19 protein-coding genes are annotated in these 17,893 nt (G+C 69.3%); 11 read left to right on the top strand and 8 right to left on the bottom strand.

Translation table 11 applies throughout. The annotated features are described in order from the left end of the window. The first annotated feature begins 6 nt into the window (after positions 1–6). Positions 7–669, top strand: a complete 663-nt coding sequence (locus Q0632_RS15855; RefSeq protein WP_298931936.1) for a phosphatase PAP2 family protein — start codon at positions 7–9, stop codon at positions 667–669. Here the strand turns inward: Q0632_RS15855 and Q0632_RS15850 are convergent, their stop codons facing one another. Both Q0632_RS15850 and Q0632_RS15845 read right to left on the bottom strand, forming a co-directional pair. Further along, on the bottom strand, positions 670–1,263 hold the full coding sequence (locus Q0632_RS15850) for a lysophospholipid acyltransferase family protein (RefSeq protein ID WP_298931934.1): 594 nt from the start codon (positions 1,261–1,263) through the stop codon (positions 670–672). Continuing rightward, positions 1,263–2,075: a trans-aconitate 2-methyltransferase gene (locus tag Q0632_RS15845; protein ID WP_298931932.1), complete on the bottom strand. Its 813-nt coding sequence runs from the start codon at positions 2,073–2,075 to the stop codon at positions 1,263–1,265. The genes Q0632_RS15850 and Q0632_RS15845 overlap by 1 nt, the downstream gene beginning before the upstream one ends. 92 nt (positions 2,076–2,167) lie before the next feature. Between Q0632_RS15845 and Q0632_RS15840 the strand changes: the two genes are divergently transcribed. Continuing rightward, on the top strand, positions 2,168–3,328 hold the full coding sequence (locus tag Q0632_RS15840; protein ID WP_298931930.1) for a cyclic nucleotide-binding domain-containing protein: 1,161 nt from the start codon (positions 2,168–2,170) through the stop codon (positions 3,326–3,328). A gap of 19 nt (positions 3,329–3,347) precedes the next feature. On the opposite strand, the gene Q0632_RS15835 is transcribed toward Q0632_RS15840, so the two are convergent. Continuing rightward, positions 3,348–4,331, bottom strand: coding sequence for an LLM class flavin-dependent oxidoreductase (locus Q0632_RS15835; protein WP_298931928.1), 984 nt, complete (start codon positions 4,329–4,331; stop codon positions 3,348–3,350). Between the two features lie 75 nt (positions 4,332–4,406). Here Q0632_RS15835 and Q0632_RS15830 point away from each other — a divergent pair, with 75 nt between their 5' ends. Beyond that, entirely contained in the window at positions 4,407–5,042 is a 636-nt protein-coding gene (locus Q0632_RS15830; RefSeq protein WP_298931926.1) for an FHA domain-containing protein, read from the top strand. 7 nt (positions 5,043–5,049) lie between these two features. After that, positions 5,050–5,499, top strand: a complete 450-nt coding sequence (locus Q0632_RS15825; RefSeq protein WP_298931924.1) for a DUF2721 domain-containing protein — start codon at positions 5,050–5,052, stop codon at positions 5,497–5,499. A 1-nt stretch (position 5,500) separates the two neighbouring features. On the opposite strand, the gene Q0632_RS15820 is transcribed toward Q0632_RS15825, so the two are convergent. Both Q0632_RS15820 and Q0632_RS15815 read right to left on the bottom strand, forming a co-directional pair. Next, positions 5,501–6,685 carry a YbfB/YjiJ family MFS transporter gene (locus Q0632_RS15820; protein ID WP_298932016.1) on the bottom strand — a complete coding sequence of 395 codons (1,185 nt, stop codon included), beginning with the start codon at positions 6,683–6,685 and terminating at the stop codon, positions 5,501–5,503. Between the two features lie 26 nt (positions 6,686–6,711). Beyond that, the gene (locus tag Q0632_RS15815) at positions 6,712–7,314 is read right to left on the bottom strand and encodes a 3'-5' exonuclease (protein WP_298931922.1); all 603 of its coding nucleotides are present in this window, start codon (positions 7,312–7,314) and stop codon (positions 6,712–6,714) included. A 64-nt stretch (positions 7,315–7,378) separates the two neighbouring features. On the opposite strand from Q0632_RS15815, the gene Q0632_RS15810 reads away from it, so the two are divergent. After that, on the top strand, positions 7,379–8,002 hold the full coding sequence (locus Q0632_RS15810; RefSeq protein WP_298931920.1) for a hypothetical protein: 624 nt from the start codon (positions 7,379–7,381) through the stop codon (positions 8,000–8,002). A gap of 65 nt (positions 8,003–8,067) precedes the next feature. After that, a complete protein-coding gene (gene trxC / locus Q0632_RS15805) occupies positions 8,068–8,520 on the top strand; it encodes a thioredoxin TrxC (protein WP_298931919.1) in 453 nt (150 codons plus the stop codon). On the opposite strand, the gene Q0632_RS15800 is transcribed toward trxC, so the two are convergent. Beyond that, complete coding sequence (locus Q0632_RS15800; RefSeq protein ID WP_298931917.1) at positions 8,517–9,146, bottom strand: CDP-alcohol phosphatidyltransferase family protein; 630 nt, start codon at positions 9,144–9,146, stop codon at positions 8,517–8,519. The genes trxC and Q0632_RS15800 overlap by 4 nt on opposite strands. Before the next feature lie 119 nt (positions 9,147–9,265). Here Q0632_RS15800 and Q0632_RS15795 point away from each other — a divergent pair, with 119 nt between their 5' ends. Further along, positions 9,266–9,601, top strand: coding sequence for a hypothetical protein (locus Q0632_RS15795; RefSeq protein WP_298931915.1), 336 nt, complete (start codon positions 9,266–9,268; stop codon positions 9,599–9,601). A 13-nt stretch (positions 9,602–9,614) separates the two neighbouring features. Here the strand turns inward: Q0632_RS15795 and Q0632_RS15790 are convergent, their stop codons facing one another. Continuing rightward, positions 9,615–10,745: an ABC transporter substrate-binding protein gene (locus Q0632_RS15790; protein WP_298931914.1), complete on the bottom strand. Its 1,131-nt coding sequence runs from the start codon at positions 10,743–10,745 to the stop codon at positions 9,615–9,617. 132 nt (positions 10,746–10,877) lie between these two features. Here Q0632_RS15790 and Q0632_RS15785 point away from each other — a divergent pair, with 132 nt between their 5' ends. After that, entirely contained in the window at positions 10,878–12,122 is a 1,245-nt protein-coding gene (locus Q0632_RS15785; protein WP_298931912.1) for an MFS transporter, read from the top strand. Here the strand turns inward: Q0632_RS15785 and Q0632_RS15780 are convergent. Continuing rightward, positions 12,011–12,355 (bottom strand): DUF2917 domain-containing protein, encoded by a 345-nt coding sequence (locus Q0632_RS15780; protein ID WP_298931910.1) that lies wholly within the window; start codon positions 12,353–12,355, stop codon positions 12,011–12,013. The two genes, Q0632_RS15785 and Q0632_RS15780, sit on opposite strands and share 112 nt — an antisense overlap. 82 nt (positions 12,356–12,437) lie before the next feature. Here Q0632_RS15780 and Q0632_RS15775 point away from each other — a divergent pair, with 82 nt between their 5' ends. From Q0632_RS15775 to Q0632_RS15765, 3 genes are read left to right on the top strand one after another with little or no spacing between them, the layout of a single operon-like run. Further along, complete coding sequence (locus Q0632_RS15775; protein ID WP_298931908.1) at positions 12,438–13,385, top strand: LysR substrate-binding domain-containing protein; 948 nt, start codon at positions 12,438–12,440, stop codon at positions 13,383–13,385. A gap of 28 nt (positions 13,386–13,413) precedes the next feature. Next, entirely contained in the window at positions 13,414–14,991 is a 1,578-nt protein-coding gene (locus tag Q0632_RS15770) for an alkaline phosphatase D family protein (protein ID WP_298931907.1), read from the top strand. Next, complete coding sequence (locus Q0632_RS15765) at positions 14,991–17,735, top strand: 7TM diverse intracellular signaling domain-containing protein (RefSeq protein ID WP_298931905.1); 2,745 nt, start codon at positions 14,991–14,993, stop codon at positions 17,733–17,735. The genes Q0632_RS15770 and Q0632_RS15765 overlap by 1 nt, the downstream gene beginning before the upstream one ends. Positions 17,736–17,893: the final 158 nt, after the last annotated feature.

The following is a 17,893-nucleotide window of genomic DNA, read 5'->3' as shown; positions in this document are numbered from 1 at the left end:
CTGAGCATGCTTTTGTCCCTGCGCGACCGCTCAGTTGCTTCCTTCCTGCTGGCCGCTCTGGGCCTGAGCGCCCTGGCCCTGGTTTTCCTGCTGCTGGCCGACCGCGCACCGGCCAGCGCCCAGGAGAGTTTCGACTTCACTCTGGCGCAGATGGCCCATGCGGCGCGCGCCAGCCATCCCCGGCTGGCCGAGATCATGCGCGACTTGAGCGGCTTCGGCAGCACCGTCGGCCTGACGCTGCTGACGGTGGGCAGCTGTGCCTACCTGGCGCTGACCCGCAGGCGCAGGACGGCGCTGGTGGTCGGGCTGTCCATCCTGGCGGCCTCGCTTGCCGTCCAGCTGCTCAAGGGCGGCTTCACAAGGCTGCGGCCGGACTCGAAGCTGGCGCATTTCGTCGAGACGGGGTTCAGCTTTCCCAGCGGCCACGCCAGCATGTCGGCCGTGGTCTTCCTGACCCTGGGCGCTCTGGTGGCGCGCACGCACGGGCGGGCCCGGGAGCGCTGGTTCATCATGGGCCTGGCCATCCTGATGGCCTTGCTGGTGGGCGCCAGCCGCGTGGCGCTGGGCGTGCACTGGCTCAGCGACGTGCTGGCCGGCTGGATCTTCGGCGCTGCCTGGGCCGCGTTCTCGCTGGCCCTGGCGCGGCGCGTCGAGCCGCGGCCGGGCTGATCAGTCCGCGGCTTCGTCCTCGCCCTCGTCCTCGGCGGCCAGGCGGATCGGCCCCTGGCGCTCGGGATGGCGGCCCTGCTTGTCCGCGTAGAAGGCGCGCAGAGCGTCCATGTCGGCGCGCAAGTCCTCACTGGGCACCAGCAGCGGGCCGATGCCGCCTTGCTTGCGCGTGTAGTCCAGGTAGCTCGTGGCGATGGGCACGCCGGCGCTGCGCGCCACATGGTAGAAGCCGCTCTTCCAGTGCTGGCGTTTACCGCGCGATCCTTCGGGCGGCATCACCAGCACCAGCCGCTCCTGCTGCGCGAAGCGCTGGGCCAGCTGCTCCACCATGCCGCCGGGCGCGCGCCTGTCCACCGGGATGCCGCCCAGCAGCCGCATCAGCCAGCCCAGCGGCGGCTTGAACAAGGTGTGCTTGCCGACCCAGGCCGGCCAGATGCCCAGGGAGATGGCGAACAGCATCATCAGCGGGAAGTCATGGTTGCTGGTGTGCGGCGCGGCAATCAGCACATAGCGCGGCGCATCGGGGGCTTCGCCGACGATGCGCCAGCCCGCCAGCCGCAGGCTCAGGCGCGCGATGGTGGAAAACAGGCGCATCAGGCTGCTCCCACTTCGAGGATCTCGATGACTTGGGTCACCTCAAAAGGATAGCTGCACTGGCGCAGGCCGTAGCGGGCCAGCCACTTGGCCGCGCCCAGCGGCACGCCCGGCACGGCCAGGATGTTGACCGCCCAGCCTTCCTCAATGCCGAAGCGGTAGGCCTCGTCGGGCGTGTCAAAGCGCACCGGCATGCGCAGGGTGCGTCGCGCCAGGCAGCGCAGGCCGCTGGCCTGCAGCTCGGCCTCCAGCGCCTGGAAGTCGGCCGGCATGTGGGAGCGCGCCAGGGCGCGGTCGGCGGCCCAGGCGATGGCGCGCCGCAAGGGGTTCCAGCTGTGGCGGAAGGTGCTCTCCAGCGCTGCGTAGAAGGGCGCGCCGCCTTCGGTCACCGTGGTGGCCAGCGACAGCACGCCGGCTGGCGCCAGCAACTGGCGCACCTGCGCGAGCAAATCGCGCGGCTGCACATAGGCCAGGACGAAATGGGCCAGCACCAGGTCGAAGGCGCCGTGCGGCAGGTGGGCAGCAGCGTCCTGCGCCGGTGCCAGCACGGCCGTCAGCGGCACGCGCTGGGCCGCCAGCCGCAGCATGGCGGGCGAGACGTCCAGGCCGGTCATGGCCAGCGGACAAGCCAGGGTGGTGAGCATCTGCAATTGTGCGCCGTCGCCCACGCCCAGGTCGGCCACACGCAGCGCCGCTGCGCGTGGTCCGAAGCGCTGCTTCAGGCCTTCCAGGACCGCCTGGTTCTTGGCGGCGATGATGCCGTCGTCGGAGTTGTATTGGCGGGCGACATCGTCGTGGACGCGAAGGCTCATGGGGGTGGGGAAGGGCGCCTCGAAGGGGCGCCTTGGATGTGCAGGTGGAACAGCCGATAAGATGCGCGGCGATCTTACAGGAGAGGCACGCGATGAATGGACAGGCGCAGGCGCTGGGCCCGCAGGACTGGCGGGGCAACCGCTTCCTGCAGGGCATCGCACCGGATCTGGTGGAGCGGCTGGCGCCGCTGCTCACGCGGGCCGAGCACGCGGTGGGGGACTTCATCCTGCGCGAGGGCGAGGCCTCGGACCGCATCTGCCTGCTGGCGGCCGGCCGGGTGCAGGTCCTCAAGGGCGACGGCGCGCAGCTCGGCGGCGTGGAGCCCGGTGGCTACTTCGGCGAGATGGGCGTCCTGAGCGGGGCACCGCGTTCCAGCTCGGTGGTGGCGCGCGAGCCTGCCGTCGTGTGGTCGCTGTCGGTCGATGCGCTGCGCCAATTGCAGGCCGGCTCCGGTGCCGACCTGCTGGCCTTGTCGGCACGCGAGCAGATGGGCGTGCTGGGCGAGCGCCTGGCCAGCACCAGCGCAGTGGCGGCCGACTCCATCCGGGAGCGCATCGAGGAGTTCCGCATGCGGGTGGCCTTTGGCAACCTGTTCAGCAACGTCATCCTGATGCTGTTCATCTACATCTCGGCCCTGGGCCTGCTGCGCCAGTTCGCCGCCAGCGGCGGCTCCAGCACCATCACCACCTCGGCCCTGCTGCTGCTGATGACCCTCGGTGCGGCCTGGATCGCGCGCGCCAGCGGCTTCACCGCGGCCACCTTCGGCTTGAGCCTGCGGCGCTGGCAATGGGTGCTCGCCGACAGCCTGGCCTGGACAGCGCTGTTTTGCGTCGCCATCACCTTGGCCAAGGCGGCCTTGCTGCAGTGGGCTCCGGGCTATGCGCACCTGGGCCTGATCCAGCCCTGGGTCTCGCCTGACGGCCTGGCGGCCACGCTGCTGGCCTATGCGCTGTACGCGCTGCTCACACCCATGCAGGAGTTCATCGCCCGCGGCATGCTGCAGGGCAGCCTGCACAAGATGCTGACCGGCCGCTTTGCCCCCTTGCGCGCCATCCTGGTGGCCAACGCCATCTTCTCGCTGAGCCACCAGCACCTGGGCCTGGGCTATGCGCTGGCGGTCTTCGCGCCCGGCCTGTTCTGGGGCTGGCTCTACCACCGCCAGCGCTCGCTGCTGGGGGTGAGCCTGTCGCATGTGCTGATCGGCCTGTGGGGCACGGGCGCGCTGGACCTGGCCAGCGTGGTGCGCGGCTGAGCCACGCCCTGGTCCGGGTTCAGAGCGAGCGCAGCTGCGCGGTGATCTCGTAGGAGCGCAGCCGCGCGGCGTGTTCGAACATGTTGGAGGTGATCATCAGCTCATCGGCGCCGGTGCGCTCGATGAAGGCCTCTATCTGCCCTTTGGCCGTTGCCGGCGCGCCGATGGCGGCGCAGGACAGCACGGTCTGCAGCAGGGCGCGCTCACCCGGGCCCACGTTCTCGAAGTAGCCGCGCACCGGCGGTGGCAGCCGTCCCGGCCGGCCGCTGCGCAGGTTGACAAAGGCCTGTTGCCAGGAGGTGGCGCGGTACGCTGCCTCTTCATCGGTGTCGGCGGCGAAGACGTTGAAGCCCAGCATCACATACGACTCTTGCAGCTGCGCCGAAGGCTTGAAGGTCGTGCGGTAGATGTCGATGGCCTGCAGCATCTGCTGCGGCGCGAAGTGCGAGGCAAAGGCAAAGGGCAGGCCCAGGTGGGCCGCCAACTGGGCGCCAAACAGGCTGGAGCCCAGGATCCACACCGGCACCTTGGCGCCCAGTCCCGGCACTGCGCGCACGCTCTGGCGCGGCGCATCTGACATGAAGTCCATCAGCTCCATCACGTCGCGCGGAAATTCATCGGCGTCCGACATGAGGTTGCGGCGCAGCGCATGGGCAGTGGCCTGGTCGGAGCCCGGCGCGCGGCCCAGGCCCAGGTCGATGCGGCCGGGGTAGAGCGCTTCCAGCGTGCCGAACTGTTCGGCGATCACCAGGGGCGAGTGATTGGGCAGCATGATGCCGCCGGCGCCCACCCGGATGGACTTTGTTGCGCCAGCCACATGGCCGATCAGGACGGAGGTGGCGGCGCTGGCGATGCCGGGCATGCCGTGGTGCTCGGCCAGCCAGTAGCGGCTGTAGCCCAGGCGCTCGGCTTGCTGGGCCAGTTCCACGGTGTTGGCGAAGGATTGCGAGGGGCTGCTGCCCTCGGTGATGGGGGCGAGGTCAAGGACAGAAAACGGAATCATCCGGCAAGCTTAGCTTGCCAGCGCCCGGGGCGCACACTAGGATGGAATTCGCCCCCCCTGCCCGAAAGGCCTGCCATGCCCCAGCTCATCGCCACAGTCGAAGGTGTGGAGATCAAGCATGTGTTCCTGCACAAAGACCGCACGACGTTGGGCCGAAAGCCGGGCAACGACATCATCCTGGAGAACATGACCGTCAGCGGCCAGCATTGCGCCTTCGAGCTGCAGGGCCTGGCCGATGTCTTCATCGAGGACCTGGGCAGTACCAACGGCACCTTCGTCAACAACCACAAGATCAAGCGCCAGCAGCTGCACGACGGCGACCTGATCGCCATCGGCAGCTTCCGCATCCAGTACCTGGCCGCCTCCGAGGAGCCCAGCGGCTTTGGCGAGACCACGGCCTTCCGGCAGGACTCCGACAACGCACCGCTGACGACCGCCGCCGCGCCGCTGCACGCGAGCTTCCAGGTGCTCAGCGGCACGTCCGCCGGCCTGGAAGTGCCGGTGCTCAAGGCCGTCACCACCTTTGGCAAGCCGGGCGTTGCCGTGGTCGCGGTGTCGCACCGGCGCACCGGTTTTTTCGTGGCCTGCATGGACGGCACACAGCGGCCCACCCTCAACGGCCAGGCTATCTCCGACGATCCGATGCAACTGGCCGACAACGACGTCATGGAACTGGCCGGCACACGGATGCAGTTCCGGCTTCAGGTTTAATCGGCCGATGCCCTTACCGATCGATCCCAGCGCCGTCACCCACGGCATCCAGCTCGCTGTCGCTCCCGTCTTCCTGCTCACTGCCGTGTCCGGCATGATCGGCGCCGTCGCCGGCCGGCTGGCGCGCATCATCGACCGCGCCCGGGCGGTGGAAAACCAGGCCCGTGCCAGCCAGGACAATGAATTCCTGGCGCGCGCCTACACCGAACTGGGCGAGCTGCGGCTGCGCGGGCGCATCGCCAACGGCTGCATCGCGCTGCTCACGCTGTGCGCCTTCCTGATCGGCCTGACCATCATCTTTTTGTTCCTGGGCGAGACCACCGACTTCCAGGGCAACAAGCTGGCCGTCGCCGGCTTTCTGTGCGGCGTGGGCTGCTTTCTGCTGGCTTTGCTGTGCTTCCTGGTGGAGACCGTGATCGCCACCCGGTTGCTGAACTTCCACCTGCTGAAGAACTGAACTAGCCTGGCTGCTGGACCGGGTAGAGCCGCGTCATCGCCGCATAGAGCAGGGCGCCCAAGACCAGCGAACCCGCCGCGATCTCCAGCGACAGGCCGAAGCCCTGGGCCGGGTTGCGGTGCAAGAGGCCGGTGGCCAGGGGCGGCCCGACGATCTGGCCCAGGCCATACAGTGCCGTGAGGCCGCCCATCAGGCTGGAGGCGCCCAACGGCCGCAGGCGCCTGGCCTCCTGCATGGCAAAGAAGGTGATGGCGGTGAAAGGCAGTCCCAGCAGCAGGCTGCCGGCGGCAAAGCCCGCCAGGCTGGGGCTGACCAGGCTGGACGCCACGCCCACGGCCTGGACGACGTAGCAGATGGCCAGCAGCCAGCGCAGGTCCAGCCGGGTGCGGATGCGCGAGGCGATCAGCGCGCCGGCGATCACACCCAGGCCGAAGATGGGCCAGAACAGGTCCAGCCAGTGCGAACCGGGCAGGGCCTGGCGCGCAATCACCGGCAAAAAGGTGGCGGTGATGATGTAGCCGAAACCGGCCAGGCCATAGGCCAGGGACAGCAGCGCGATCTCCATGCCGCCATGGCCAGGGCCGGCGCCCTGGCCTGCCTGGGCGGCAGCGGCTGGCGCGGCAGCGGGCAACTCATGGCGCGGACTGACGGTCGGCCAGAGCACGGCGGTGAGGATGGCGGCGAGCACGCCGAACACCAGCCAGCCGGCGGCGGCCTGCCAGTGCAGGGCGACCATGCCACTGGCGGCCAGGCCCGACAGCACGATGCCGGCGCCCGGGCCGGTGTAGATCACCGCGCCCATGGCCGGCAGGCCCATGCGCGCCAGCGTTCCCAGGCACCAACCCGACACATAGACGAAGACCAGGGCGCTGGCCACGCCGGCCGCAAAGCGCAGCAGGGGCCAGGCGGCGGGCAGGTGCAAGGACATGCCCAGCGTCAGCCCCACGGTGGCGGCCAGACCGATGCGCACCAGCACGGTGTTGCGCACGGCGGTGCTGCGGCCCAGTTTCTGCCAGATCCAGGGCTGGAAGGTGCACAGCAGGGCGCCTACCAGGTAGCCCAGGTAATTGGCGCTGGCCAGCCAGCTGGCGGCCGCGAGGTCGATCACGCTGTCGGCCAGCATCATGGGCAGCAAGGGTGTGAAGGCGAAGCGGCCTATGCCCATGGCCACGGCCAGGGCCAGCATGCCGGCGGCGGCGACGCGCCAGGGTGTCAGCTGCACGGCAGGCCCAGCGCCTGGTGCACGCGCAGCGCCGCCCAGGCATCGTTGCCGGCGTAGACCAGTTGCGCCTCGGTCAGGCGCGGGTTGGCCCAGTTGGAGGTGCCGGCCTTCTTGGACTTGGTGAAGCGCTGGTTGAACAGCACGGCGACCGCGGCCTTGACGCCCATGTCCTTGCGCCAGCCCTGTTCGCGGAACACATGGTTCAGGTCCAGCACGCCGGGCGGGTCCACGCCCAGCTTGGCCAGGATGCGCTTGCGGTCGTCGCCCAGGCCGAAGCCGGCCTTGGTCACGCCGGGCAGGGCCAACAGGGCGGCGGCGGCCTCGCGGCAGGCGCTGTCGTGCAGCTGGATCACCCAGGCCTTGTCCAGCGTCGCCAGCTGCAGCACGTGCGGGCCCTCGGACACCTCGTCCTTGACGAAGGTGGGTTTGGACTCGGTGTCGAAGCCCCAGACCGTGGCCGCCGCGAGGGCGTCGAAGGCCCGTGCCGCCTGCGTGCCGGTCGACACCAGCTCGATGCGGTCCAGTCCCAGCCGGTCAAACGGCTGGAGCAGGGCGATCTCTTCTTTGGAGGGGGCGAGGCGGTTGGTGTGCATGCGCGGGACCCGGGAGGATACCTCGCTTGCGCCATCCTGCCCGGCTGTGGCCATAATGCCGCGCATGGGCCTGTTCAAGAAGATCTTCAGCGGCGACCGCACGGCGCAGAACACTGCGCCCATGTCGTCGCAGTTTCACGACAGCGAGAACACCACGGAGCAGAGCACCAAGAACGCGCCCCGGCGCGAGCTGGTGCAGGTGGTGCTGCGCGACACCATGCGCCAGCACAGCATCCCGTCCGACTGGATCGATTGCCGCATCCTGTCGGTGATCAGCAAGAGTTCGCTGTCCGGCCTGCATGTGACCCTGATCGTGCGCAACGGCCAGGACAGTCTGCTGACCTATGTTCCGGCCTTCCAGAGCAGCTTCATGGATGCGCTGCGCCGCTTCGAGCCGCGCGCCGCCGACTGGCTGTTCAGCCTGTCCTGGCAATTCGAGGGTGCTGGTTCGGCCGCTGCTGCGGACTGGCCCGGCATGCCGGCCGTCGGCGCGGCCGCATCTGACGGCGCCGTGGCGATGGCGTCCAATGTGCTGGCGCCCGATACACAGGACCCGCAGGACGACGACATGGCCCAGGACCTGCAGGCCCTGTTTGCGATCCGCGATGCCGCCCTGCGCCAGCCCGCGATGCCGCCACCGCCGCCGCCCGAACAACCCGACTTCCAGCCGACCCAGCCCGGCGCCTGAGGCGGCCCCGGCTTGCCGAGCTTGCGCAACTTGCAATAGGCCGCTGGCGGCCTTATGTGCTGGCGATGGACTCCAACAATGAAGCATTGCACGTGGTGTGCCCGCACTGCCACACCACCAACCGCGTGCGCCGGGCCCAGATGGCCAGCGCGCCGGACTGCGGCAGTTGCCACAAGGCGCTGTTCAGCGGCCATTCCACCGCGCTCGATGAAGCCAGTTTCGATCGCCACATCAACCGCAACCAGATCCCGGTGCTGGTGGATTTCTGGGCGCCCTGGTGCGGACCCTGCCGGCAGATGGCGCCGGGCTTCGAGCAGGCCGCAGCGCAACTGGAGCCCGCCGTCCGCCTGGCCAAGGTCGATACCGAAGCCGTGCAGCAACTGGGCGCGCGCTTCAACATCCGCAGCATCCCGACGCTGGCCCTGTTCGTCGGGGGCCGGGAGGTGGCGCGCCAGGCCGGCGCCATGGGTGCCGCCGACATTGTCCGCTGGACGCAGAGCCAGCTGCAACGCAGCTAGATTTTTGGAATCCGGATGGTCTTGCTGATCATCAGGCTGCCTGACAGGGCGAACAGCAGCACAAAGGGATGGAGCTGCCAGGGGCCGAGCTGTAAGGCGCCGCCATAGAGTTGCGCACCCACCTGGCCTTGCCAGGCGGCCCAGGCCAGCACGGCCACCAGCGCCACGCTGGTCGGGATGGGCGTGCCTTCGAAATACTTCACCTTGTCGGCGCCGGCCGACAGGCTTTCCGCCGTCACGTTGAAGCGCGCCAGCCGGCTCACGCCGCAGCAGACGAAGTAGCCCAGCACGATGGCGTCCCAGCCGCCTTGCATGCCGGCGGCAAAGGCCAGGGCGGCCGGCGCCACGCCGAAGGAGATGATGTCGGCCAGCGAATCGAGCTCCCTGCCCAGCGCCGAATGCTGGTGCCGGGCCCGCGCGATGCGGCCGTCCAGCACGTCGAAGAAGAAGGCCAGAGGCGCGAGCGCGGCGGCGGCATAAAAGTGCGCCAGCTGCTGGCCTTGCATGTAGAGCATGGCGAACAGCACGGAGCCGACGCCGCAGGCGGCATTGCCCAGGGTGAAGAAGTCGGCCAGATGGAAGTCCCGCAGCATGGAGAAGTGCCGGGGCTTGGCGCTGGTGGGCATGGGCGTCCTTGGGTGCTGGTGGCTGGAGGTCCATCTTAGGCGGGATGCGCGCCGCGCGGGGTGGGAGCGCCGCCCGCGACCCTGTAGGTAGCACGCCATGCCTGCCACAATCGCCGCCCATGGTCCCGCGCAGCCGCAAGGCCCACTACCACGTCTATGTCGTCGAACTGGCCGACCCGGTCTGGAACAAGGCGCGCTTTCGCAATGCCAATCCCGACTACCAGCTGGGCAAGCCCTTTGTCTATGTCGGCATGACGGGGCTCGATCCCGATCTGCGCTTCGACAAGCACAAGGCCGGCATCCAGGCCAACACCTATGTGCGCGAGCATGGCCTGCGCCTGCTGCCGGCCCTGTACGAGCGCTACAACCCCATGGCCTACGACGAGGCGCGCAGCATGGAGGTGGAGCTGGGCATCGCGCTGCGCAAGGCCGGCTACGGCGTCTGGCAGGCGTGAATGGCCTTCGTGTCTATTGGCGGATCTTGCCGTTGCCGCTGATGATGGACAGCTCGACGAACTTGGAGCCTGTGCGCATGCCCGGCTTGAAGCCGACCACGTAGCCGCCCAGGTCATAGCTGTCCATGGCATCCAGCGTGCCGGCCATGCCTTCGCGCGAGGGCTTGGCGCCCTGGCGGCGCACGGCCTCGACGATGACCTTGGCGGCGATGTAGCCCTCCATCATGGCGTAGCTGACCGGCACCTCCAGGTTGGGCGTCTTGGCCACCGTGTCGCTGAACTCCTTGGCCAGGCGGCCTGCGATCTTGTAGGGGCTGGGCGTGACCTGGGCGATGGCCACGCCCTGCATCTGCTCCTCGGCGAGCCGTTTGGACAGCTGCTCGATGTCGGCGCCCGAATGGGCGAACAGCTGGGCGGCGCCGCCGGCGGCGCGGTACTGCTCGATGAAGCCGGCCGCCGCCGCGCCGCTGGCGACCATGATGATGGCCTGCGGCGGCGTCCTCAGGAACAGCTCCACCGCCGGCGAGACACGGGCTGTGCCGGCCGGGTAGGAGGCCTTGGCGACGATGCCGGCGCGCGCCTTCTTGGTCGCCTCATCGGCCGCGGCCAGCAGGGCCGCACTGCCGGCGCCTTCCTCGTAGAGCAGGCCCAGGCGGGTGATGCCGATGGTGGCCAGGTGCTCGGTCAGCTTGTTGATCTCGTCGCGCAGGCCGGCGCGCACGTTGTACAGCATTGCTGTCTCGGGCCGGATCTCGCCGCTGCGGTAACCCACCAGGGTGATCTTTTCTTTCTCCAGCAGGCCGGCGGCCACCAGCTCGGAGATGTTGCGGCTGCCGAAAAAGCCGGCCAGCACCATGGGCTTGCTGTCGGCCAGCAACTGCCTGGTGACGCTCACCGTGTCATCCACGCGGCCACCGTCGTCCTTGCTCACCAGGTTGAAGGTATGGCCGCTGACGCCGCCGGCCTTGTTGACGTTGTTGAACACCAGCTGCATGCCGGCGGCATAGGCCCGGCCCTGGTTGGCGTCCAGGCCCGACAGTGGTGCGACCTGGCCGACCACGATCTGCGCGGCGTGCACGACAGGCACGCACAGCAGAGCGGCCCACAGCGCGGCCGTGGCCGCCAGCGAAATTCTTGTCTTCATTGTTGTCTCCCCCTGAGTCGACGGTGCCGCACCTTATGCCAGACCGGCCCTGCGTGGCAGTATGGAAAGCCCTAGCCCTCTTCTGGAGCGGTGCAGGCGGGCGCTCCTGGCCGGATCGTGTCCAATCGGTCGATGGCCCGCAGCTCTACCGTCCAGGACATCGAATCCCCTTACGCCTGGCTGCGGCTGGCCGTGTCCCTGCTGCTGATGACCATCGGCGGCGCCGGCATGTATTCAGTGACCGTGGTCCTGCCGCGCATCCAGGCCGACTTCGCGGTGGCCCGCGGCGACGCCTCCCTGCCTTACACGCTGACCATGGTGGGCTTCGGCCTGGGCGGCATCCTGATGGGCCGGCTGGCCGACCGCTTTGGCGTCATCGTGCCGGTGGCTGTCGGCGCGCTGGGCCTGGGTGCCGGCTTCATAGTCGCCGGCCTGGCGCCCAGCCTCTGGTGGTTCTGCATTGCCCAGGGCCTGTTGATCGGCCTGCTGGGCACCTCGGCCACCTTTGCGCCGCTGGTGGCCGACACCTCGCAATGGTTCGACCGCCGGCGCGGCATCGCTCTGGCCATCTGCATGAGCGGCAACTACGCCGCCGGCGCCGTCTGGCCGCCGGTGATGCAGCACTTCATCGACAGCGTGGGCTGGCGCCAGACCTACATAGGCATGGGTGTGTTCTGCATGGTCAGCATGCTGCCCTTGTCGCTCTGGTTGCGGCGCCGCCCGCCGCCGCAGCAGCTTCCTGCCACGGTGGCGGCTGCGGCGGACCAGCCCTCGACCCAGCGCCTGCTGGGCCTGCAGCCCGGCACGGCGCAAGCCCTGCTGTGTGTGGCCGGCGTGGCCTGCTGCGTGGCCATGTCCATGCCGCAAGTCCACATCGTGGCCTATTGCGGCGACCTGGGTTTCGGCGCGGCGCGCGGCGCCCAGATGCTGTCGCTGATGCTGGCGATGGGTGTGGTCAGCCGCCTGGTCTCGGGCTGGATCTCCGACCGCATCGGCGGCCTGCGCACGCTGCTGCTGGGATCGGCCTTGCAGGGCGTGGCCCTGCTGCTGTTCCTGCCGTTCGACGGCCTGGCCTCGCTCTACGTGGTGGCAGGGCTGTTTGGCCTGTTCCAGGGCGGCATCGTGCCGTCCTATGCGCTGATCGTGCGCGAGTATTTCTCGCCGCGCGAAGCCGGCGCGCGTGTCGGCACGGTGCTGATGGCAACGATGTTCGGCATGGCCCTGGGCGGCTGGATGTCGGGCGTGGTGTTCGACCTGACCGGCTCTTACCGCGCGGCCTTTCTCAACGGCATCGCCTGGAACCTGCTGAACATGGCCATCGTGGTCTTCCTGCTGTTGCGCGCGCGCTCACAGGCCGTGCGCACCTCTGTCGCCTGAGGCGCGACGCGCAACTGCGAAGCTTCCAGGGCATAGACGATGGCGCGCCGGTGCGCGTCGACGTCCAGGCTCCGGCCGGCCTCCAGCACGATGTCGCGCGGGTCGTCGTCCAGCGTGATCCACAGGCTGCCGGCAAGGCAGCTGATGCGCAGGCCGGCTGCGTCGGGCAGGCTGTAAAGGGCGCGCCGCGCCAGCGGCAGCCCGGTCGGGGACAAGGCATTCAAAGCATCCATGGCAAGCCTCCTTGCATTCGCAATGGGAATGAATATAGTCAGCGGCGCTCCTTGTCTCAAACGCTGATTTGGAATCGATTGCATGCATCCCGGGAATGTCAAAGCCTTCCAGGAACAGACCGCCGCCATCGCGCGTGCCGAGCTGCCGCCGCTGGACCTGCTGCGCAGCTTCGAGGCGGCGGCGCGGCATCTGAGCTTCACGCTGGCGGCGCAGGAAATGTTCCTGACCCAGTCGGCCGTCAGCCGGCAGATCCAGCAGGTCGAGGCCAGCCTCGGCGTGCCGCTGTTCGAGCGGCGCCACCGCGCGCTGGAGCTGACCGAGGCCGGCCGCTTGATGCAGCGTGCCGTCACCGACTGCCTGGAGCGGCTGCGTGATGCGACGGCGCGGGTGCGCGCCAGCAGCGCCTTGCGCCAGGTGTCCATGACCTGCACGCCGGGCTTTGCCTCGCTGTGGCTGATCCCGCGCCTGGTGCGCTTCACCGCCGCCCACCCGGCGGTGGACGTGCGCATCTCGGCCACGGTGGAACTGCTGGACCTGGAGCGCAGCCAGGTCGACCTGGCCGTGCGCTTTTGCCCGATCGCCGATGGCGGCGGCGCGCCGCTGTTCGAGGAGTCGCTGCTGCCGGTGTGCGCGCCGGCGCTGGCCGCCAGCCGCGACAACCCACTGCAAAAGCCAGCCGACCTGGCCAGGCACACCTTGCTGGCGGTGGACATGCCGCAGGGCATGGCGCTGACGGTGGACTGGGAGCCCTGGACCCAGGTGATGGGCCTGTCCGGGCTGCGCATGAAGAACACCGTGCGCTTCACCCAGTACGCCGATGCCATCGCCGCGGCGATGGAGGGGCAGGGCGTGGCCATCGGCCGCCTGCCGCTGCTGGCCGAGCTGTTGCGCAGCGGCCGCCTGGTCGCGCCCTTTGGCGGCGGCGCGGCATCGCAGCGCGGTTACTACGTGAGGCTGAGCGAGCGCGGTGCAGCCAATGCCGACGCGCAGGACTTCGCGCGCTGGCTGCGGGCCGAAGCTGCAGCCTGAAAAAACAGCTTGCTATAGTCGGCCGCACATGGCCGCCCCTGCCTTTTCCGACCGCCGCCGGCTGCTGCAGCTGGCCGCAGCGGCCACGGCGGCGCTGTGGCTGCCGCGCAGTGCCTGGGCCCAGCACCGCTGGGCCGCCAACCCCTTCAGCCTGGGCGTGGCCAGCGGTTCGCCGGCCCCCGATGGTGTCGTGCTCTGGACCCGCCTGTTGCCGCTCACCGGCGACAGTCTGGGCGCGCAGAGCGTGCCGGTGCATTGGGAAGTGGCCCACGACGAGGGCTTTGCCCGCATCGTGCAGCGCGGCGAAGCGCTGGCCCAGCCGGGGCTGGCGCACAGCGTGCACGCGGAGGTGACGGGGCTGGAGCCGGACCGCTGGTACTTCTACCGATTCACCAGCGGTGATGCCGTCAGCGCCACCGGCCGCACCCACACCATCCCCGCGCCCGGTGCGGCGGTGCGCAGCCTGCGCCTGGGCTATGCCTCCTGCCAGCGCTGGGAGCATGGCTACTTCACGGCCTGGGAGCACATGCGCGAGGAGAACCTGGACGCCGTGCTCTTCCTGGGCGACTACATCTACGAATACGCGACCTCGGCCAACCCGGTGCGGGTGCCCCCTGGCGGTTGGGTGCGCGACCTGGGGGGCTATCGCGCCCGCCACGCCTTGTACCGCAGTGACGCCGGCCTGCAGGCCATGCACGCCGCCTGCCCCTGGTTGCTGACCTGGGACGACCACGAGGTGCAAAACGATTACGCCGGCCTGGCCCACGGCAACAGCGGGCCGGAGCCGGGGGCCGGCTTCGCCGCGCGCCGCGCCGCCGCCTACCAGGCGTACTACGAGCACATGCCGCTGCGCGCATCTGTGCTCACGCGCGCCGTCGAAGGCCTGGCCGCCGGCGCGCAGATGCGTATCTACACCCAGCTGCGCTACGGCAGCCTGGCCACGCTGCATCTGCTGGACGCGCGCCAGTACAAGGACCACCAGGTCTGCACGCCGGGCGGCAAGCCGGGCTCGGGCCATCTGGACCCGGCCAGCTGCGCCGCATGGAATGATCCGGCCCGCAGCATGCTGGGCGCGGCGCAGGAGCGCTGGCTGGACCAGGGCCTGGCCACAGCGCAGGGCTGGGCGGTGATCGGCCAGCAGACCCTGTTCGGCCAGCGCGACGCCCTGCCCGGCCCCGGCCAGTCGCTGTGGAACGACGGTTGGGACGGCTACAGCGCGGCCCGCGGCCGGCTGGCCGATTCACTGCGGCGCCACAAGGTCAAGGATGCCGTGCTGCTGGGCGGCGACGTGCATGAGAACTGGGTCGGCCATGTGAAGGCCGACTACGACAGGCCCGACAGCGCCAGCCTGGGTGTGGAGTTCTGCGGCACCAGCATCAGCTCGCGGCCGGCGGCCAAGCCGCGCACGGCCGAGCGCCTGGCCGAGAACCCGCACTTCGTCTTTGCCGATGCCCAGCACCGCGGCTACGGCGTGGCGGAGTTCACGCCCCAGCAGCTGACGACGACGCTGCGGGTGGTGGGCGACGTGGGCCAGCCGCGCTCGGGCATCGAGACGCTGGCACGCTTTGCGGTGCAGGCCGGCCGGCCGGTGGTGGAGCGGGCCTGATGGGGCGCGTGCTGCGCTGCCTGGCCCGGGCCCTCGCGCTGTGGGCGGCGCTGCTGCCTGCGCTGGGCGGCGCCGGCGTGCTGGCCGTGGGCACGCAGGAGCGCTACCCGCTGTCGCGCAGCTTCGATTTTTACGAAGACAAGAGCGGGCAGCTGCAGCTGGAGGATGTGCAGCGCCTGCAGCACCAGTTCCAGCGGGTGCCGCTGGCCGGCCCCGGTGCCAACTTCGGCCTGACCAGTTCGGCCATCTGGCTGCGCGTCACGCTGGACCTGGAGCGCGCCAGCCCTGGCGACTGGCTGCTGGAGATCGACTTCCCGCCGCTCGACCACATCGCGCTGTGGGCGCCCGATGCCTCTGGCCATTACCAGCGCCAGCAGGCCGGCGACCAGCTGCCCTTTGCCAGCCGCGCCATCGCCCACCGCAACCACGTGCTGCCGCTGCAACTGGTGCCTGGCGCCGCCACCACGCTGTACCTGCGCGTGGCCTCACAGGGCACCTTGACCGTCCCCGCCACCCTGTGGCAAAGCGCCGCGCTATGGCGCCACGACCAGGCCAGCTACGCGGCGCTGAGCCTGTACTTCGGCCTGCTGGTGGGGTTGCTGCTATACAACCTGCTGCTGTATGTCTCGCTGCGCGACCAGGCCTACCTGATCTACGTGTTCTTTGTCGGCAGCATGGCGATCGCGCAGGCGGCGCTGACCGGGCTGGGCAACCAGTTCCTGTGGCCGGACCAGCCGTGGTGGAACAGCGTCTCGCCGCCGGCCGGCATGGCGGTGGCCGCCGTGTTCGGCATGCTGTTCGCGCGCAGTTTTTTGCGCAGCGCGGCCCGCATGCCGGCGGTCGACCGCATCCTGCAGGCCCAGGTGGCCGGCTGGCTGCTGGCGCTGGCCGCCGCCCTGGCCTTGCCCTATGTCTGGTCCAGCTGGATGGTGACGGTGCTGGCCGTGGTCTGCGTGGCGACGCTGATCGCCACCGGCGTGCTCAGCGTCAGCCGCGGCTACGCCGGCGCGCGCTACTTCCTGCTGGCCTGGGCCCTGCTGCTGGCCGGTGTGCTGACCCTGTTCCTGCACAACACCGGCCTGCTGCCGTCGAACCCGCTGACGTCGAATTCGCTGCTGATCGGCTCGGCGCTGGAGATGGTGCTGCTGTCGTTTGCCCTGGCCAACCGCATCGACGTGGGCCAGCGCTTCCAGGACCGGGCCCAGGTGCGCATTGCCGCCGAGCACGCCATGGTGGAGGCGTTGCGCGAGTCGCAGGCGCGCCTGAAGACCGTGCTCAACGAGCGCGAGCTCATCCTGGAGACCTCCATCGTCGGCATCGCCTTCCTGACGCCGGGCGGGCGCTTCCGCTGGGCCAACAAGGCCATGCACGACATCTTTGGCTCGGGCGGCGAGACCGTCACCTCGATGGAGCAGTTCTACCTGTCGCGGGACGAGTACCTGCGGGTGGGCGGCGAGGTGGCGGCCTGCGTGGCCAAAGGCCGGGCCTACGAGACCGAATTGCAGATGACACAGTTCGACGGCACGCGCATCTGGGTCTCCTTGTCGGGCAAGGCGGTCAACCCGGGTGACATGGCGCAGGGCACGGTGTGGGTGATCATGAACATCACAGAGCGCAAGGAACTGGAGGCGCAGCTGCTGCGCACCTCGTCCGAGCGCGAGGCCATCTTGAACAGCGCCCTGGTGGGCATCGTGCTGTCGGTGGCGCGCACCCATGAGTGGGTCAACGAGAAGTTTGCCCAGATGCTGGGCTATCCGCGCCAGGTGCTGATCGGCCAGACCTCGCGCCACATCCATCCGAGCGAAGAGCTCTGGGAAGCCTTCGGCCGCGAGGCCAGGGCGGCGTTGATCGAAACCGGCTCCTATGTCTGCGAGCGCCAATTAAAGCGCCGCAATGGCGAGCTGTTCTGGGTGGAGATGGGCGGCAGCTGCCTGCGTCCCAACGACCCCGATTCGGGCGTGATCTGGACCTTTCTGGACATCAGCGAGCGCAAGAAGTCGCAAGAGGAGACGCAAGAGGCGCTGGAGCAGCAACAGGCGCTGAACACCTTGCGCACCCGTTTCGTCGCCATGACCAGCCACGAGTTCCGCACGCCGCTGGCGGCCATCCTGTCGGCCGAGGAGCTGCTGCGCCACTACGGCGACCGCCTGCCCCAGGCCGAGCGCAACGAGATTCTGGACGGCATCGCCGCCGGCGTGCAGCGCATGTCGCGCATGATGGACCGCGTGCTGCTGCTGGGCCGCGCCGATGCGCAGATGCTGGAGTTCGCGCCGCAGCAGTTGGACCTGCCGGCCCTGTGCCGGCAGCTGGTGGAAGAGGCAAAAGTGCAGCAGCCCGGCGCCGCCAACGAGGTGGCGCTGGAGATCGCACCGGAGGTCGGTACCGGCGCCTACGACGAGAAGCTGCTGCGCCACATCTTCGGCAACCTGCTGTCCAACGCCATCAAGTACTCACCCAATGGCACAACCGTGCGCTTCACCTTGCGCCGCGTAGGCCAGGACACGGTCTTCCAAGTGGCTGACCAGGGCATCGGCATCCCGGCCGACGAGGTGCCGCATTTGTTCGAGTCCTTCCACCGTGCCAGCAATGTCGGCGCCATCCCCGGCACCGGCCTGGGCCTGGCCATCGTGCGCAACGCGGTGGAGGTGCACGGCGGCACGATCGATGTCCGCAGTGCGGCGGGGGAGGGGACGACGTTTACTGTGCGGTTGCCGGACTCTGCCGACTTGTCATTGCGGGCTTGACCCGCAATCCATCGCGGCCCTGGCCACAGTCCCGTTCGGGCTGAGCCTTGTCGAAGCCCTTCTTCGCAGTCCCATCCCCGGGCCTGCGCCGGCCGGTGTCCGGGCTGCGGCCTACGGTCATCGTGCCGCCTGCCGGCGGCATTCCCTGTGACGCCCGG

Origin of the sequence: uncultured Ramlibacter sp., from assembly GCF_936925435.1 — a bacterium.
Taxonomy (GTDB): domain Bacteria; phylum Pseudomonadota; class Gammaproteobacteria; order Burkholderiales; family Burkholderiaceae_C; genus Ramlibacter.
The sequence above is the reverse complement of the archived record's forward strand: the minus strand, read 5'-3'. Positions and strand labels throughout refer to the sequence as shown.

Coding starts and splice junctions, on each gene's coding strand:
- Q0632_RS15815 (WP_298931922.1), bottom strand. CDS start 7,314: ATGCACACCAACCGCCTCGCCCCCTCCAAAGAAGAGATCGCCCTGCTC.
- Q0632_RS15810 (WP_298931920.1), top strand. CDS start 7,379: ATGGGCCTGTTCAAGAAGATCTTCAGCGGCGACCGCACGGCGCAGAAC.
- Q0632_RS15780 (WP_298931910.1), bottom strand. CDS start 12,355: ATGGATGCTTTGAATGCCTTGTCCCCGACCGGGCTGCCGCTGGCGCGG.
- Q0632_RS15845 (WP_298931932.1), bottom strand. CDS start 2,075: ATGAGCCTTCGCGTCCACGACGATGTCGCCCGCCAATACAACTCCGAC.
- Q0632_RS15790 (WP_298931914.1), bottom strand. CDS start 10,745: ATGAAGACAAGAATTTCGCTGGCGGCCACGGCCGCGCTGTGGGCCGCT.
- Q0632_RS15820 (WP_298932016.1), bottom strand. CDS start 6,685: ATGCTGGCCCTGGCCGTGGCCATGGGCATAGGCCGCTTCGCCTTCACA.
- Q0632_RS15800 (WP_298931917.1), bottom strand. CDS start 9,146: ATGCCCACCAGCGCCAAGCCCCGGCACTTCTCCATGCTGCGGGACTTC.
- Q0632_RS15795 (WP_298931915.1), top strand. CDS start 9,266: ATGGTCCCGCGCAGCCGCAAGGCCCACTACCACGTCTATGTCGTCGAA.
- Q0632_RS15855 (WP_298931936.1), top strand. CDS start 7: ATGCTTTTGTCCCTGCGCGACCGCTCAGTTGCTTCCTTCCTGCTGGCC.
- Q0632_RS15835 (WP_298931928.1), bottom strand. CDS start 4,331: ATGATTCCGTTTTCTGTCCTTGACCTCGCCCCCATCACCGAGGGCAGC.
- Q0632_RS15825 (WP_298931924.1), top strand. CDS start 5,050: ATGCCCTTACCGATCGATCCCAGCGCCGTCACCCACGGCATCCAGCTC.
- Q0632_RS15775 (WP_298931908.1), top strand. CDS start 12,438: ATGCATCCCGGGAATGTCAAAGCCTTCCAGGAACAGACCGCCGCCATC.
- Q0632_RS15785 (WP_298931912.1), top strand. CDS start 10,878: ATGGCCCGCAGCTCTACCGTCCAGGACATCGAATCCCCTTACGCCTGG.
- Q0632_RS15840 (WP_298931930.1), top strand. CDS start 2,168: ATGAATGGACAGGCGCAGGCGCTGGGCCCGCAGGACTGGCGGGGCAAC.
- Q0632_RS15765 (WP_298931905.1), top strand. CDS start 14,991: ATGGGGCGCGTGCTGCGCTGCCTGGCCCGGGCCCTCGCGCTGTGGGCG.
- Q0632_RS15830 (WP_298931926.1), top strand. CDS start 4,407: ATGCCCCAGCTCATCGCCACAGTCGAAGGTGTGGAGATCAAGCATGTG.
- Q0632_RS15770 (WP_298931907.1), top strand. CDS start 13,414: ATGGCCGCCCCTGCCTTTTCCGACCGCCGCCGGCTGCTGCAGCTGGCC.
- Q0632_RS15850 (WP_298931934.1), bottom strand. CDS start 1,263: ATGCGCCTGTTTTCCACCATCGCGCGCCTGAGCCTGCGGCTGGCGGGC.
- trxC (WP_298931919.1), top strand. CDS start 8,068: ATGGACTCCAACAATGAAGCATTGCACGTGGTGTGCCCGCACTGCCAC.